The sequence below is a fragment of the Vagococcus sp. CY52-2 genome (genome assembly GCF_022655055.1).
Lineage (GTDB): Bacteria > Bacillota > Bacilli > Lactobacillales > Vagococcaceae > Vagococcus.
Genome location: NZ_CP093384.1, coordinates 545,298 through 557,686 on the forward strand (window position 1 = coordinate 545,298; position 12,389 = coordinate 557,686).

At 34.1% G+C, this 12,389-nt stretch carries 16 protein-coding genes; 12 read left to right on the forward strand and 4 right to left on the reverse strand.

Annotated elements, in window-relative coordinates; all coding sequences use genetic code 11:
- Window positions 1-26 precede the first annotated feature (26 nt).
- Together MN187_RS02720 and MN187_RS02725 are read right to left on the reverse strand one after the other, a co-directional pair.
- Window positions 27-320 carry a bacteriocin immunity family protein gene (locus tag MN187_RS02720; RefSeq protein WP_242094218.1) on the reverse strand — a complete coding sequence of 98 codons (294 nt, stop codon included), beginning with the start codon at window positions 318-320 and terminating at the stop codon, window positions 27-29.
- Between the two features lie 68 nt (window positions 321-388).
- The gene (locus tag MN187_RS02725) at window positions 389-1,207 is read right to left on the reverse strand and encodes a MurR/RpiR family transcriptional regulator (RefSeq protein WP_242094220.1); all 819 of its coding nucleotides are present in this window, start codon (window positions 1,205-1,207) and stop codon (window positions 389-391) included.
- Window positions 1,208-1,353: 146 nt separating this feature from the next.
- On the opposite strand from MN187_RS02725, the gene MN187_RS02730 reads away from it, so the two are divergent.
- The 12 genes from MN187_RS02730 (at window position 1,354) to MN187_RS02785 (ending at window position 10,189) form a co-directional block, all read left to right on the forward strand.
- Window positions 1,354-2,055: an N-acetylmannosamine-6-phosphate 2-epimerase gene (locus MN187_RS02730; protein WP_079347626.1), complete on the forward strand. Its 702-nt coding sequence runs from the start codon at window positions 1,354-1,356 to the stop codon at window positions 2,053-2,055.
- Between the two features lies 1 nt (window position 2,056).
- Window positions 2,057-3,562, forward strand: a complete 1,506-nt coding sequence (locus MN187_RS02735) for a PTS transporter subunit EIIC (RefSeq protein WP_242094222.1) — start codon at window positions 2,057-2,059, stop codon at window positions 3,560-3,562.
- A 55-nt stretch (window positions 3,563-3,617) separates the two neighbouring features.
- The gene (locus MN187_RS02740; protein ID WP_241699341.1) at window positions 3,618-4,100 is read left to right on the forward strand and encodes a PTS sugar transporter subunit IIA; all 483 of its coding nucleotides are present in this window, start codon (window positions 3,618-3,620) and stop codon (window positions 4,098-4,100) included.
- 193 nt (window positions 4,101-4,293) lie between these two features.
- On the forward strand, window positions 4,294-4,824 hold the full coding sequence (locus MN187_RS02745; RefSeq protein WP_117972645.1) for a YqeG family HAD IIIA-type phosphatase: 531 nt from the start codon (window positions 4,294-4,296) through the stop codon (window positions 4,822-4,824).
- Window positions 4,817-5,926 carry a ribosome biogenesis GTPase YqeH gene (yqeH, locus tag MN187_RS02750; protein WP_117972646.1) on the forward strand — a complete coding sequence of 370 codons (1,110 nt, stop codon included), beginning with the start codon at window positions 4,817-4,819 and terminating at the stop codon, window positions 5,924-5,926. The genes MN187_RS02745 and yqeH overlap by 8 nt, the downstream gene beginning before the upstream one ends.
- 20 nt (window positions 5,927-5,946) lie before the next feature.
- Window positions 5,947-6,258 carry a ribosome assembly RNA-binding protein YhbY gene (gene yhbY, locus MN187_RS02755; protein ID WP_241699342.1) on the forward strand — a complete coding sequence of 104 codons (312 nt, stop codon included), beginning with the start codon at window positions 5,947-5,949 and terminating at the stop codon, window positions 6,256-6,258.
- Between the two features lie 10 nt (window positions 6,259-6,268).
- Window positions 6,269-6,907: a nicotinate-nucleotide adenylyltransferase gene (locus MN187_RS02760; protein ID WP_241699343.1), complete on the forward strand. Its 639-nt coding sequence runs from the start codon at window positions 6,269-6,271 to the stop codon at window positions 6,905-6,907.
- Window positions 6,897-7,496, forward strand: coding sequence for a bis(5'-nucleosyl)-tetraphosphatase (symmetrical) YqeK (yqeK, locus tag MN187_RS02765; protein WP_117972649.1), 600 nt, complete (start codon window positions 6,897-6,899; stop codon window positions 7,494-7,496). The genes MN187_RS02760 and yqeK overlap by 11 nt, the downstream gene beginning before the upstream one ends.
- 27 nt (window positions 7,497-7,523) lie before the next feature.
- Window positions 7,524-7,865, forward strand: coding sequence for a ribosome silencing factor (rsfS, locus tag MN187_RS02770; RefSeq protein WP_233519168.1), 342 nt, complete (start codon window positions 7,524-7,526; stop codon window positions 7,863-7,865).
- A complete protein-coding gene (locus MN187_RS02775) occupies window positions 7,865-8,605 on the forward strand; it encodes a class I SAM-dependent DNA methyltransferase (RefSeq protein ID WP_242094224.1) in 741 nt (246 codons plus the stop codon). The genes rsfS and MN187_RS02775 overlap by 1 nt, the downstream gene beginning before the upstream one ends.
- A 53-nt stretch (window positions 8,606-8,658) precedes the next feature.
- On the forward strand, window positions 8,659-9,852 hold the full coding sequence (locus MN187_RS02780) for a nucleotidyltransferase (RefSeq protein ID WP_199500885.1): 1,194 nt from the start codon (window positions 8,659-8,661) through the stop codon (window positions 9,850-9,852).
- A gap of 1 nt (window position 9,853) precedes the next feature.
- Entirely contained in the window at window positions 9,854-10,189 is a 336-nt protein-coding gene (locus MN187_RS02785) for a DsrE family protein (RefSeq protein WP_242094226.1), read from the forward strand.
- A 34-nt stretch (window positions 10,190-10,223) separates the two neighbouring features.
- On the opposite strand, the gene fni is transcribed toward MN187_RS02785, so the two are convergent.
- Window positions 10,224-11,264, reverse strand: coding sequence for a type 2 isopentenyl-diphosphate Delta-isomerase (fni, locus tag MN187_RS02790; protein ID WP_242094228.1), 1,041 nt, complete (start codon window positions 11,262-11,264; stop codon window positions 10,224-10,226).
- A 6-nt stretch (window positions 11,265-11,270) separates the two neighbouring features.
- Window positions 11,271-12,380, reverse strand: coding sequence for a phosphomevalonate kinase (locus MN187_RS02795; RefSeq protein WP_241699346.1), 1,110 nt, complete (start codon window positions 12,378-12,380; stop codon window positions 11,271-11,273).
- Window positions 12,381-12,389: the final 9 nt, after the last annotated feature.

Below are 12,389 nucleotides of genomic sequence, written 5' to 3' on the forward strand. Positions count from 1 at the left end.
TATTTTAACCTGGTCAGCTTGTTTTATTATTTTAAATTATTGCCAAAAACACTGATTAATCCGCCGCCCAAATTATTATTAGTATAGGGAAAATTTGTGATAGTCAGATACAATTCACCGGTTTCTTTTGATAACTGTCCACTTACAGCTAATGGAGTAAGTGACGCTCTTAAATCAGAAACGACACGTGGTAAGTAGCTGTTATTCTCAAGAGTTGTTTTAGCTTTTGTTAGTATCGCTTTTTCATTTTTGGGAATTTCTTTAAGTATCAGCTTATCAATACAACATATAAACTCCTTGTTAGACATTTGTTTTTGCATGAAATATCCTCTTTTCGTTTTTATGATAATATTACGACATGTTTTACTCTGTGTAGTAATAAAAGTTATTATTCTAGACGTTTGTCAATAATGGAACGTAGTACTTTTTCTCTTAATTCAAGGGAATCAACATTATATTTAATTTCATATCCTTTAATTAGTAAATCACAAATATATAATTGGGACATTTTACCGGCAATTGATCCACCATCTAAAAATTCATCAACAGTTGTTTGAAGTACAACATCTGCTAATTGAGCGATTGGTGATAACAAATAATTTGTAATGGCTATAATTGTTGCTTGATTTTGTTTCGCGATTTTTAAAGAGCCATAGGTGTCCTTAGTCTTACCAGAAAGAGATAATCCAATCACCAAATCTTCTTTGGTTAGTAATGAGGCAATTTGTGCTTGTAAATGGGGATCAATACTTGCATTAGCTTGAAGGCCAACTCTTAAAAACATAGATTCTAAATCATTGGCGGTGTTCCCGCTTGATCCCATGCCAAAAATATGAATGTTTTTGGCCGAGCTTAGAAGATTAATGGCTGTATCCAAAGCATGATTATCTAATATCTTTTCTGTCATTTTTAACGCATGAGCCAAATTAGTAGCAAAATCACTGTAGAAAAAGGTCGAATTATTTTGTTTTTTTTTGTTGGTGAAGTCTTCTTTAGCAATTTCTATTTTTAAGTCAGTAAAGCCAGAAAATCCTAATTTTTGACAAAATCTAATTATTGTAGCGTCTCCAACACCTGTTTCTTGTTTGACTTCACTCATTGTAGAATGGATAATTTTTTCATTAGTGGTTGTAATATAATCAGCAATTTTTTTCTCTGATTTAGTTAATGTTTCGTAATGATCCTGCAATAGCTGTTTAAAGCTCATAATAACCCTCCGTCAATATAGTTACTGTTATAAGTATACGATAAAAAAAATAAATTGACCAATCTATTTACATTTATGAAAACGTATGCTAAATTAATTTTGGAGAATAAATCCGAAATTAATTAAAAACGGAGTGGAAGTGGAGTATGAAGAAAGAAGAATTTTTATCGCAAATTCATAAAGGCTTAATTGTTTCCTGTCAAGCATTACCGGGAGAACCCCTATATACTAAAGAAGGTGGTGTAATGCCTTTATTGGCTTTAGCAGCAAAGGAAGCTGGAGCAGTTGGAATCAGAGCAAATTCAGTTAGAGATATTCAACAGATTAAAGAAAAAGTTGATTTGCCAGTCATTGGTATTATTAAGCGAGATTACTTACCTGAGAAACCTTTTATCACAGCAACCATGAAAGAGGTAGATGAATTAGTAGAAACAGGTGTAGAGGTTATTGCTTTAGACTGTACGTTAAGACAACGTCATGATGGCTTAACGATTAATGAATTTATTAAACAAATAAAAGAAAAATATCCACAACAACTATTTATGGCAGATATCGCTACATTAGAAGAGGGGATAAATGCCCATAAAGCAGGGATTGATTTTATTGGGACAACACTTTGTGGCTATACAGAAGAAAGTAAGGATATGGTAGTACCAAATGATGATTTAATTAAATCATTGATTGAATGCGGAGCTAATGTAATAGCTGAAGGACAAATACATACACCAGAAGTAGCAAAACGTATCATGGATTTAGGTGTGAGTGGCCTAGTCGTTGGTGGTGCAATTACACGTCCAAAAGAGATAGCAACTCGTTTTATTAACGAATTAAATAAGGAGGAAAACTAATATGTTTAAAAAATTTTCTCAATTGGGTAGAGCATTTATGTTACCAATATCGATTTTACCAGTAGCAGGATTGTTACTTGGTTTAGGCGGTGCGTTAACAAATGAAAGTGCTGTGGCTGCCTATCCATTTTTAAATCAAGGTTGGTTACAAACGATATTGACTGTGATGAGTTCAGCAGGAAATGCCGTGTTTGCTAACCTAGCATTAATTTTTGCTATTGGTATTTCTGTTGGGTTAGCTAAAGGAGACAAAGGAACAGCTGGATTAGCTGGTGGTGTAGCCTTTCTAGTTTATACAGCAACTATTAGTGGGTTATTACAATTATTTTCAGCAGAAGGTGCCACGATTGATACAGGGGTTGTTGGGTCAATCGTTATAGGTGTCACTGTTGCTACGCTACATAATAAATATCGTAAAATTCAATTACCACAATTTTTAGGTTTTTTTGGTGGGTCAAGGTTTATTCCAATTGTTTCATCATTTGCTGCAATTATTATAGGTAGTTTCTTCTATATTATTTGGCCACCAATTCAAGATATGTTAGTTGTCGCAGGAAATCACATTGCTGATATGGGAAGTATCGGAACGTTTTTCTATGGATTCTTATTACGTTTAACTGGTGCAGTTGGACTACATCATACAATTTACCCAATGTTTTGGTATACCTCTCTTGGTGGTAGTGAAGTTGTGGCAGGTCAAACGATTTCAGGTGCACAAAATATCTTTTTCGCTCAGTTAGCTGATCCTCAACATACAGGACTATTTACTTATGGAACTAGATTCTTTGCTGGTCGTTTTATTACAATGATGTTTGGGTTACCTGCTGCCTGTTATGCTATGTATCGTGCTATTCCGAAAGCTAATAGGGAAAAAAATGGCGGATTATATTTTAGTGGAGCTTTGACATCATTTTTGACAGGTATTACAGAACCAGTTGAATACATGTTCTTATTTGTTGCGCCATGGTTATACGTCATTCACGCATTTTTGGATGGATTAGCCTTTTACTTTGCTGATATTTTAAATATTCGTATAGGTAATTCTTTTTCTGGTGGATTAATCGACTTTTTATTATTTGGTTTACTTCAAGGTGAAGATAAAACAAATTGGATAAAAGTCATTCCTTTAGGGTTATTATGGGCAGTTATATACTACTTAGTATTCACTGTATGCATTAAAAAATTCCATGTCGCCATTCCAGGAATGGAAGATGCAAGTAGTACGTTAAATAAAGTTGATGTAGTGGATAAAAATAGTACATTGCATGAAGATGCTGTGAAGATTATTGAAGTGTTGGGAACAGAAGAAAATATTGAGTCTGTTACAGCATGTGCAACACGTTTAAGAGTATCAGTGAAAGATAGTCAAAAAGTTCAAGTAGATGTATTTAAAACTCTTGGTGCAACAGCAGTATTTGAAGTTCAAGGAGGAATTCAAGCTGTATATGGTGGTAAAGCCGATTTGTTAAGTCAAGAAATTAATCAAATTTTAGGGTTGGATGAGTAAATTTTTTAGTCGAATAAATGAATTAATCTAATCTTAATTATGTGAGGTGTTTTAAATGTTTAAGATGTTTAAAAAGAAAGAAAAATCAATATATGCAGTAGCAACAGGACAATTGATTGAATTAGCTAATGTGTCTGATGCGATGTTCTCTCAAAAAATGATGGGAGATGGTTTTGCAGTGTTACCAACAGATGGTAATGTGTCATCACCTATAGATGGAAAGGTAATGTCTGTTTTTCCAACGAAACATGCTATCACATTGGAAACAAATGATGGCTTAGAGTGTTTAATTCATATGGGGGTTGATACGGTTGAATTAAATGGAGAACCATTTACTATCCATGTTCAGGAAGGAGATAATGTATCTTCAGAGACGTTATTAGCAACTATCGATTTAGATAAACTAAAATCAGCAAGTAAACATATAGATATTATCGTTGTTTTTCCAAATTATGCCGAAAAAATTAAATTAATGGAAATGGACACGTTAAAGCAAGTTGTTTCAACAAATCAAATAGGCAAGCTAATTTTAAAATAAATAAATGGTATATCTGACACACTAAGAGTTAAGTGAATCATTCTGACTTTTAGTGTTTTTTTTATTATAGACTTCTTTTTTTTTCGATAGAAATTAATTAGTCGTAACGGATGAAATATCATTAAAAATAGCGTATAATAAGAATTGACGTAGAGTGCCTAGGAGCCTCTATTTTTTTTGAAAGGAAGAAACTATGTTTAATCAATATAAACCGACATGGATGGTAGATAAAATTTACAATATTACGCCTGCGCAATTGAAATCAAAAGGGATTGATGCAGTGTTGACTGACTTAGACAACACTTTAATTGCTTGGAATAATCCTGATGGAACGCCTGAGTTATTGGAATGGATTAAAAATATGAAAGCAGCTAATATTCCAGTAATTGTCGTGTCTAATAATAAAGCATCACGAATTGAACGAGCTGTTAATTCATTAGGTCTTGATTATGTGTCACGAGCGATGAAACCTTTTAATAAAGGATTTAAGGAAGTTGAAAGACGCTATAATTTACCAAATAAACATCTAGTGATGATTGGTGACCAGTTGATGACGGATATTAAAGGAGCTAATAGTGCGGGTATTCGTACTATATTAGTAAAACCGATTGTTGAAACCGACGCTTGGAACACCCAATTTAATCGTGCGATGGAAACGAAGATCATGTCTTATTTAGTAAAAAAACATCCAGATATGAAATGGAGGACGTCATTAAATGACTGATGAACTAAAATGTATAGGGTGTGGCTCAACTATACAAACTGAAGATGCCGATAAAATAGGTTATACACCTCAATCTGCCTTAGACAAAGGAATGGAATCTGGTGAGTTATATTGTCAAAGATGTTTTCGTTTAAGACATTATAATGAGATTCAAGATGTGGATTTAACAGATGGTGATTTTCTAGCTTTGTTAAATAAAATAGGTGATGCGGATGCATTAATTGTCAATGTTGTGGATATTTTTGATTTTAATGGAAGTTTAATTCCAGGTTTACATCGATTCGTCGGTGATAATCCTGTTCTTTTAGTTGGAAATAAAGCGGATATTTTACCTAAATCACTTAAAAAACCACGCTTAATTCAATGGATGAAGGAACGCTCTCACGAAGCTGGTTTACGACCAATAGATGTGACGTTGACTAGTGCTAAACGTAAGCAAGATATAAGTGATTTACTTGAGTTGATTGATAAGTATCGTGATGGTAGAGATGTATATATAGTAGGTGTAACAAATGTTGGTAAATCAACATTAATCAATGAAATTATTAGACAATCAGCAGGTGTTGATAATGTTATTACAACGTCTCAATTTCCTGGAACGACACTTGATTTGATAGAAATTCCATTTGAAGATGGTAGTTGTTTAATTGATACACCTGGAATCATTCATCGTCATCAGATGGCGCATTATCTTGGAAAAAAAGATTTACGATTAGTGTCACCAACTAAAGAAATCAAGCCAAAAGTGTATCAATTAAATGATGGGCAAACACTCTTTTTAGGAGGATTAGCTCGTTTTGATGTGATTCAAGGTGAAAAAATGGGATTTATTGTTTATGTTTCAAATGAACTAGTTCTTCATCGGACAAAGCTTGCAACGGCAAGTGAATTTTATGAAAAACATGTCGGTGGATTGTTACAACCACCTAGAGAAGACGAAGTAGAAGAATTTCCAGAGCTTGTTCGGTTTGAATTCTCTATAAAAGAAAAGACAGATTTAGTATTTGCTGGACTTGGTTGGGTTACTATACCAAAACCATGTGTCATTGCAGGATGGGCACCAAAGGGCGTTGATGTTATCATCAGAAAAGCCTTGATTTAAGAAAGAGGGATAAAACATATATGGAATTACGTGGAAAACAAAAACGATTTTTAAGAAGTCAGGCACATCATTTAGATCCAATCGTACAAATTGGTAAGCATGGCTTAACTGATACAGTATATGATCAGGTAGATGATATTCTAGAAAGACGTGAATTGATTAAAATAACGTTATTACAAAATACTGATGAAGATATTCAAGACGTTGCTTGGCGAATGGAAGAAGAACTTGATTGTGCGGTTGTTCAAATAATTGGACGCATTATAGTGCTATTTAGACCTTCTTCAAAAGAAAAATACCAAAAACTATCACCTCTTGTCAGAAAAATGTAGGAGTAGAGCTATGTTAACTCATGTAGATAACCATACAATCGTACACGAAAAAACGGAAATGATTAATGAGCCAAGAAAACGAGTTGGGATTTTAGGTGGAGGGTTTAATCCAGTTCATCTAGGGCATTTGGTGATGGCAGAACAGGTGTATGCCCAACTAGCTTTAGATGAGTTTTATCTCATGCCAACTTATCAACCACCGCATGTTGACAAAAAAACAGTGATTGATGCAAGCCACCGAGTTGCAATGTTAGAATTAGCGACAAAATCAAATCCTCATCTTAAGGTTGAATTAGAAGAAGTATATCGTGAAGGAAAAAGTTATACGTTTGATACGATGGAGTCTTTAATTGCAAAAAATCCAAATACGGATTATTATTTTGTTATAGGTGGAGATATGGTTGACTACTTACCAAAATGGTATAAAATTGATGAGTTAATGAAGATGATTCAATTTGTTGCGATTAAACGGAGTGGTTTTCCACAAACATCTGATTACCCATTAATCTGGGTCGATTCTCCAATGATGGATATCAGCTCGTCTTTGATACGACAAAATATTCAAAGAGGATGCCCAATTAAGTATTTGGTACCTGATAACGTGATTGACTATATACAAAAAAAGGATTTGTATCGCCATGACAACTGAGTTAGTTTATAGCAAACAATATACTGATTTAACTCGTGAAGACTTAATGCAAAAAGTATCTGAACAAATGTCTGATAAACGATTTCAGCATGTGTTACGAGTAGAAAAAAAAGCATTGGAATTAGCGAATAACTATCAAATTGATAAAGAAAAAGCAAGTATTGCAGCGTTAACTCATGATTACGCAAAGGAAAGACCTGATGAAGAGATGATCGATATCATTCAAAACGAAGGTTTTTCTCGTGAATTATTGGAGTATGGAAATGCGATATGGCACGGCATACTAGGTGCTTATCTGGTGAAAATAGAATTAGGTATTACTGATCAAGAGATTCTTGATGCGATCACGATACATACGACTGGTGCTAAAGAGATGAGTGATTTGGCTAAGGTGATTTATGTGGCAGATTATATTGAGGATGGTCGTGATTTTCCTGGTGTTGTCGAGGCAAGAGAAAGTGCAGAAAGAAGTTTAGATGAAGCTGTTTCATATGAGACATATCACACCTTAACTTATTTATTAAAAAGTAAAAAGAAAATATACCCAAAAACATTAGAAACATACAATTATTGGGTTGTAAGTCATTAGGAGGGATTTATTATTAATAGTGAGCAGATTTTAGAATTAGTAGTAAAGGCAGCAGATGATAAACGTGCAGAGGATATCGTTGGTTTAGATGTATCAAAGGTGTCTCTGTTAGCAGATTATTTCGTAGTTTGTCATGGAAATAGTGACAAGCAAGTATTAGCGATTGCAAAAGAAATTATTGACGAAGCATATAAACATGAGGTTGATGTGAGACGTGTTGAAGGAAAAGAGTCAGCTCGTTGGATTTTAATTGATTTAGGTGATGTCATTGCACATATTTTTTACGGAGAAGAACGTGAATTTTATAATCTAGAAAAATTATGGTCAGATGCACCACTTGTTAATATCGATCATATGGTAGTTAGTTAATGACAATTTATAAAACGTTCGCTAAGATTTATGATGAGGTCATGGACGAAACATTATATGAAGATTGGTTGGATTTTACAACGCGTCATATTGGAGAGTCACAAAAAAATATTTTAGAACTTGCGTGTGGGACAGGCATATTATCGGTTGAATTAGCCAATATCGGTCATCAGGTAACAGGACTAGATTTGTCTGAAGAGATGATTGAATTAGCGAAAGAACGAACAACAGAAGATGATGAATTGTTATCTTTTGAAGTTGGAGATATGCTAGATTTGAAGAAAACGAACCAATATGATGTGGTAACGTGTTTTTCAGATTCATTGTGTTACATGCCAGATGAAGAAGCAGTTCAGACTGTTTTTAATGAAGTAAATCGTGCGTTGAAATCAGGTGGGATATTTTTATTTGATGTTCATTCTATTTTTAAAATAGAACACGAATTTCCAGAATATAGTTATCATTATCAAACGGATGAATTTGCCTTTTTATGGGAAAGTTATCCAGGAGATGTACCGTATAGCATTGAACACTTTTTGACATTTTTTGTAAAAGAAACAGAAGAAGAGGACATCTTTAAACGTTATGATGAACTGCATGAAGAACGTACTTATTCAATCGAAACATATGAAAAAATGCTTTCTAAATCAGGGTTTACTGATATTAAAGTCGTCGCTGATTTTACAGATAATGAACCAAATGACGAAAGTACACGTTGGTTTTTCATTTGTCAAAAATAATTATGTAGCTTAGAGACTCGTTCTCTGAGCTATTTTAATACGTTGGGAGTAGTTTGATGAGGTTAACAAGTTGTGGTGTTATTGTAGAGTATAATCCATTTCATAATGGACATATCTACCATTTGAAAGAAGCAAGGAAAAAGTCAGAAGCAGATGTGTTAGTTGCGGTCATGAGTGGTAATTTTTTACAACGAGGAGAACCAGCTATCATTGATAAATGGCAAAGAGCCGAAACAGCCCTACATAATGGAGCTGATTTAGTTATAGAGTTGCCTTTTGCTTATGCGGTACAGTCAGCAGATTACTTTGCAAAAGGTGGTGTTAAGTTGCTTCATAGTTTAAACGTGGAGTCCCTTTGCTTTGGAACAGATTTAACACAGTCAATGGATTATGAATTATTTGGTCAAACATATGTAGAAAAAGAGGAACTTATTAATCAACGATACCAAGAAATAAAAAATAATGGACAGAGTTATCCGCAACAAATGACACAGATTTATAGGGAGTTATTACAACAAGTTCCGCTTGATTTCTCATCACCAAATCATATTTTAGGGATGGCTTATGCCAAAGAAAATGCAAGGTATAATAACCCGATGTCACTCATTCCTATTACTAGACAAGGTTCCGGTTATCATGATGAAACCATAAAGTCACAAGAGTTTTCTAGTGCAACAGCTATCAGGCAACGTGTTTTAGAAAAAGATATGACAAGTATTTCTCATACAGTACCAAGTGAAACACGTGAGTTTTTAAAAAATAATAACTTACATTCTTGGGAGGATTATTGGCCATTATTAAAGTATCACTTGTTAACTCACTCTTTTGAAGAATTATCTGATACTTATCAACTAAGTGAAGGAATTGAGTATCGATTGAAAGAATTGGTAAAAAAAGCGGCTAGTTTTTCAGATTTTATGTCTCTTGTTAAAACGAAACGGTACACATGGACAAGGTTACAACGTTTAGCAACATACTTATTATTAAATGTGACACAAGAAGAAATCGAGCAAGTTTGGACTCACTCCTATCTTAGAGTACTTAGTTTTAATGAAACAGGTAGGCAGTATCTAAAACAAGAAAAAAATATGAGCGAACTACCAATTATTACTAAAATTAGCCAAAAAAATGAACGTCAATTGTCTTTAGATATACGCGCTGGTCAGATTTATCAGTTAATTGAAAAAGATATTGCCAGTGAGCAAGATTATTATCGCTCACCCATTTATTTAAGAGAGGAGTGTTAACATGAGAGTGGTTTTTCATATTCATGATGAGTCAATGTGGATAACTTGTTTAGCAAATGTTAAAAATTTTTTAGAAATGGGTCAAGATGAGCAAGAGATTAAGGTCGAAGTGGTAGCAAATGGTCCAGCTATAAAGGGATACCTCAATGGGTCTATATGTCAAAAGATAGAACATTTTATCCAAACGGACCATGTTACTTTTTCAAGTTGTCAGAAAGCCATGGTAAATCAAGGAATAAAAGAGAGTGATTTTTTAACAAAGATAAAAATAGTTCCCTCAGGTGTGTTTCGCTTAGTTGAGTTACAGCAACAAAAATTTGCCTATATAAAAGTGTAGCCTACCTGTTAGATAAAGGTGTGCTACACTTTTTTTAATTTATTGGTAGATGTCGTTGATAACACCAATTTGTTAGATGACTATCTAAAACAAGTGGTTGATCTTTTATAGTCGAAATTGATTGTGCTCCGACTAAAACCATTAAGTGTGTTAATTCTGCTTTGAAACGTTCAATTTGCTGAATCGTTTCATCCGTTCCTTTTGTTAAAATAAGATGTAGAAATTCACCAGATAATCCAGTTGCTACCGCGCCTAATCCAAAGCTTTTTAACATATCAAGTGGTGTTTTTATACCACCGGAGGCAACAATCGCTGCTTGTGATGAAAATTTTCTAGCTTCTAGTAGCGATTCAGCAGTTGTTTGTCCCCAATCATATAAATAAGAATATTCTTTCAGTTCTCGTCGTTGATTTTCGATTTCAATAAAGTTGGTGCCACCTTTTCCTGCCACGTCGATGATGGTTACCCCAACATCAATTAGTTGTTGAATCGTTTCTTTAGACATACCAAATCCAACTTCTTTAACAATCACAGGGACATTAAGTCTATTAACAATTGATTCAATATTTTTTAGCCAACTCGAAAAGTCACGATCCCCCTCTGGCATAACGAGTTCTTGTGGTGTATTTAAATGAAGTTGTAAAGCATTTGCTTCAATCAAATCAACGGCTCTTTTAGCATTTTCAACAGAGTGATGGGCACCTAGATTGGCAAATATAACACCATTAGGGTTTGTTTTTCTGACAATTTTAAAAGATTCTTGCTGTGTCGTGTCATTTAAGGCAATACTGATAGAACCCACAGCCATAGCTACATTTGTTTCACGAGCCACATAGGCTAAGTTTTTATTGATGATAGTTGCTTTATCACTACCACCAGTCATCGCATTAATAAAAAAGGGAACAGTCAATTTTAAAGTACCCAAATTGGTGTGTAAGGATACATCCTTCACGCTAATTTCAGAGAAAGATTGATGAACAAATCTTACACCATCTAAGCCATTAGATTTGGATTGGTTGTATTGCATCTCAGCATAATGAATATGTTGATCTTTACGATTCCAAGAGGTTGTCATAGAACATTAAACCTCCGATACAATGGCTTGATGTGTGGTATTAGGAGTACGGTAAACTTTTAGTGGTAAATTTGTAATACCATGTTCTTCCCATTTTTTCAGTATTGAAGAAGCATTATCTTCTTTTTTAAATAAAACAATGCCGCAATCACCACCACCAGCACCAGAAGATTTAGCAGCTCCACCAAATTCTTCTGCACTTTGACACAAGTTTAATAAGGCTTCAGTTTCAATATCAACTCCACTTTTTTGTGCTAATGATGTGAGAAGAGAGCGATTCAAACGAATACCTTCTTGGAATGATTCAATGTTTCCGTCTTTGAAAGCTTTAATTAAATCTTTGACACATTTTGCACTTTTTTCTAAAAAGTCTCGGTAAAAACCGTTCATTTCATGTTGCTCATCGTTCATTGTGTCAACAAGTAACGTCGTTGAAGCTGGTGTTCCTGTCCAACCAATATACAAATCTAAATTCGTTGGGGCTTCAAGTGGTTCAATCATTAGTTTTGGCCATGGTTTTTTTAATAACTCTACCAAAGTAAGTGACTTATTTTCTAGGTGGTTTAATACCCAATCTTTTTCAAAGCATGAGTAAGCAACCCATCCTTCAAATGAACTGGCAGCTAGGTCTCCAAATGATCCGTTACTGTGCAATGAAAGATGAGTAATTGCTGCTAATTTATAAAGTAATTCTGCGTTATAGTTAATATCATAAAATTGTAACATGGCTTTAATAGTAGCAATAGTAACCGCACCACTTGAACCAAGCCCATATTTTCGTCCATCTTTATTATCTAATTCACTTTCAATCGTTAAATCAAAATATTTTAATGGTAATCCTAGTTCTTTTAAATACGATTCAACAATCATTACAGAGCTAGCAATGTAAGAAAAAGGATTATCGCGCTCATCCATGTAAAATTTTCCATTTTTTCTTGTCCACGGAATGGAAATACCATTTGAATAAGATGAACAAATGCTTCCTTGTGTATCTGCTTTTTTTAGCGTTACAGTAATAAATTGATCTAATGCAACGATTAGCGCAGGGTTTCCAGGTTCTAGTACAGCATATTCACCAGCTATGTACAATTTCCCTGGTGCACTTGCTTTAATCAAAAAAATCTC

Excerpts from the sequence above, each read along its gene's own strand:
- MN187_RS02775 (WP_242094224.1), top strand. The coding sequence starts at position 7,865 with ATGACAATTTATAAAACGTTCGCTAAGATTTATGATGAGGTCATGGAC.
- fni (WP_242094228.1), bottom strand. The coding sequence starts at position 11,264 with ATGACAACCTCTTGGAATCGTAAAGATCAACATATTCATTATGCTGAG.
- yqeK (WP_117972649.1), top strand. The coding sequence starts at position 6,897 with ATGACAACTGAGTTAGTTTATAGCAAACAATATACTGATTTAACTCGT.
- MN187_RS02740 (WP_241699341.1), top strand. The coding sequence starts at position 3,618 with ATGTTTAAGATGTTTAAAAAGAAAGAAAAATCAATATATGCAGTAGCA.
- MN187_RS02720 (WP_242094218.1), bottom strand. The coding sequence starts at position 320 with ATGCAAAAACAAATGTCTAACAAGGAGTTTATATGTTGTATTGATAAG.
- yhbY (WP_241699342.1), top strand. The coding sequence starts at position 5,947 with ATGGAATTACGTGGAAAACAAAAACGATTTTTAAGAAGTCAGGCACAT.
- MN187_RS02735 (WP_242094222.1), top strand. The coding sequence starts at position 2,057 with ATGTTTAAAAAATTTTCTCAATTGGGTAGAGCATTTATGTTACCAATA.
- MN187_RS02785 (WP_242094226.1), top strand. The coding sequence starts at position 9,854 with ATGAGAGTGGTTTTTCATATTCATGATGAGTCAATGTGGATAACTTGT.
- MN187_RS02725 (WP_242094220.1), bottom strand. The coding sequence starts at position 1,207 with ATGAGCTTTAAACAGCTATTGCAGGATCATTACGAAACATTAACTAAA.
- yqeH (WP_117972646.1), top strand. The coding sequence starts at position 4,817 with ATGACTGATGAACTAAAATGTATAGGGTGTGGCTCAACTATACAAACT.
- MN187_RS02745 (WP_117972645.1), top strand. The coding sequence starts at position 4,294 with ATGTTTAATCAATATAAACCGACATGGATGGTAGATAAAATTTACAAT.
- MN187_RS02760 (WP_241699343.1), top strand. The coding sequence starts at position 6,269 with ATGTTAACTCATGTAGATAACCATACAATCGTACACGAAAAAACGGAA.
- MN187_RS02730 (WP_079347626.1), top strand. The coding sequence starts at position 1,354 with ATGAAGAAAGAAGAATTTTTATCGCAAATTCATAAAGGCTTAATTGTT.